The sequence below is a fragment of the Verrucomicrobiota bacterium genome (genome assembly GCA_037139415.1).
GTDB lineage: Bacteria > Verrucomicrobiota > Verrucomicrobiia > Limisphaerales > Fontisphaeraceae > JBAXGN01.
Genome location: JBAXGN010000354.1, coordinates 1 through 2,429 on the forward strand (window position 1 = coordinate 1; position 2,429 = coordinate 2,429).

The window sequence follows — 2,429 nt, forward strand, 5'->3', positions numbered from 1 at the left end:
CATCTGGATATGCCAGCTCCGATTGGTGACGCAAATTTTGCACCCGGCCAAAAGGCTGGGGCGGGACGTTTCACCCTGGTCAAGCAACTGGGGCAGGGCGGCATGGGGGTGGTGTGGCAGGCGGAGGATACCGAGTTGCGGCGTTCCGTAGCGCTCAAGTTTGTCTCCCCGCTCCTGCAGGCGGACCTGGATGCCATGGAAGGGTTGAAGCGCGAGACCGCCCGTGCCCTGATGCTTACCCATGACAACATCATCCGCATTTATGATTTCCATCGCACCGCCGGGGAACTGCCGTTCATCTCCATGGAATACGTGGCGGGCAAGAGCCTGGTGGAATTGCGCTACGAACAGCCGGGTGAGGTGTTCACCTGGGAAGTTTTGCGCCCGTGGGTGCAACAGCTCTGCCAGGCGCTGGAATACGCCCACGGCAAGGGCGTCATCCACCGGGACCTCAAACCGGGCAACCTGATGGTGGACCAGTTTGGGACGTTGAAGCTGGCGGACTTCGGGATTGCGGCGGTGATCCATAATTCCATGAGCCGGGTCTCGGTACAGCACGCGTCGAGCGGCACCCCGGCGTACATGAGTCCGCAGCAGGTGGATGGCGAACGCCCCAAGGCGAGTGACGACATCTATGCGCTGGGTGCGACGTTGTACCACCTGTTCTGCGGGGAGCTGGTATTTGATGGCCCCGCAATGCTGCACTTGGTCAAGAATTCCTCGCCGCAGCCGTTGCCCGAGCGACTGGCGGAATTAGGCGTTAAGAATAACATCCCATCGCAAGTTTACGCATTGGTGATGGCCTGTTTGGCCAAGACTCCCGAGGAACGTCCACAGAGCGCCAAAGAAATTTTGGAACGGCTGGAAAATGTAGAACCGACTCCGATAATACCTGCAACGGTTGCAGTCTCTCAATCCGAGCTGATTCCTGCCACAGTTGCCGCGAAGTCATCCAAAAAATCAGACCAGCCAACGCAGGGAATCCGCTCCCCGGAACAGGCAGAAGTTCCGGTGACCATCGAAGCCCAAGCGCGGAGATATTCTTCGATCTCCAAACGCCGATGGATTATCGTGGGTGTCGTGCTGACATTGCTGGCTTTAGGAGGTTGGTTCATTGCGATGTTCCCACCGGATCCGCAGCAGGAAACCGTGAAGAAGTATCTTAAGTTAGCGGAACAAGGGGACTCGGAAGCAATGTTTAATGTTGGACGTTGCTACTTCAATGGACAAGGTGTCACAACAAACCAGCAAGAAGCCGCTAAGTGGTACCAAAAAGCGGCAGAGTTAGGGCATGCGGACGCGATGTTCCAGATTGGGGTGTGCTATGCAACTGGTAAAGGCGTCTCACAAGATAGACAAGAAGGTTTTAGGTGGTGTCGAAAGGCGGCTGAGTCGGGCAACAAAGACGCTATGTTCAGTCTTGGACTTTGTTACAAATTCGGTAATGGTTTTGTGAAAGATGAAAAAGAATCCACCAAGTGGTACCGTAAGGCAGCAGAGGCTGGGCATGTGGATGCCATGGTCATGTTAGCATATCGTTACAGCATCGGGACGGGTGTGGGAAAAGATGATCAAGAATCCGCCAAGTGGTACCGTAAGGCGGCAGAGGCTGGGCATGTGGATGCCATGGTCATGTTAGCATATAATTACAGTTTCGGGACGGGTGTGGAAAAAGATGATCAAGAAGCCATTAGGTGGTTTGAAAAGGCTGCAAATTTGGGGCGCACGGAGGCGATGGATAGTCTTGGAAAATTTTACGAGGATAGGAATAATCCAGAAGCTGTTAAGTGGTACCGGATGGCGGCGGAAAAAGGGTACTCAGGAGCGATGTGTCGGCTTGGAGTTATTTATCAAAGCGGGACAGGCGTAACGAAAGACGAACAAGAAGCCGTGAAATGGTTTCAAAAGGCAGCGGAATTGGGTAATAAAAATGCGATGTACAATCTTGGACGATGTTACGAGTACGGAGAAGGTGTGGCGGTGAATGAGGTAGAAGCGTATAAGTGGCAGTTATTGGCCGCTGCAGATGGCATAGAATATGCAAAAAAGCAAGTGTCCGAATTGGAGGGAAAGATGACGCGTAGTCAAATTGCCGAGGGGCAAAAATTGGCGCGTGAATTCAAACCACGTTTAAACAACAAATAATAATGAGTTCGACACGAAAGACCATAATGAGTGATTCATCAAAAGTGAATGTAGATGACACAGAGCATTACGAATTACAAGCCGCTGTTCTGGACCGCAGTGGTAGTACCCTCGTCAACATGAAGACAATAACTATCTATCCCAAACTACATTGTGTGGATTTATGGGTCTCCCAAGAAGACGCGCGTCGTATTAAAGAGAAAGAAAAAGAAGTCACTTTACGCACTGAGGAGAGGCTATAAATATTTTCGTGTAAGTGGCCGACGATAGCTGAGAGGATAAGA

At 51.8% G+C, this 2,429-nt stretch carries 2 protein-coding genes; both read left to right on the forward strand.

The window, feature by feature from the left end; translation table 11 throughout:
* Window positions 1-9: 9 nt before the first annotated feature.
* Window positions 10-2,145 carry a protein kinase gene (locus WCO56_29565; GenBank protein MEI7733750.1) on the forward strand — a complete coding sequence of 712 codons (2,136 nt, stop codon included), beginning with the start codon at window positions 10-12 and terminating at the stop codon, window positions 2,143-2,145.
* A gap of 26 nt (window positions 2,146-2,171) precedes the next feature.
* The gene (locus tag WCO56_29570) at window positions 2,172-2,387 is read left to right on the forward strand and encodes a hypothetical protein (GenBank protein MEI7733751.1); all 216 of its coding nucleotides are present in this window, start codon (window positions 2,172-2,174) and stop codon (window positions 2,385-2,387) included.
* Window positions 2,388-2,429: the final 42 nt, after the last annotated feature.

Excerpts from the sequence above, each read along its gene's own strand:
- WCO56_29570 (MEI7733751.1), top strand. The coding sequence starts at position 2,172 with ATGAGTGATTCATCAAAAGTGAATGTAGATGACACAGAGCATTACGAA.
- WCO56_29565 (MEI7733750.1), top strand. The coding sequence starts at position 10 with ATGCCAGCTCCGATTGGTGACGCAAATTTTGCACCCGGCCAAAAGGCT.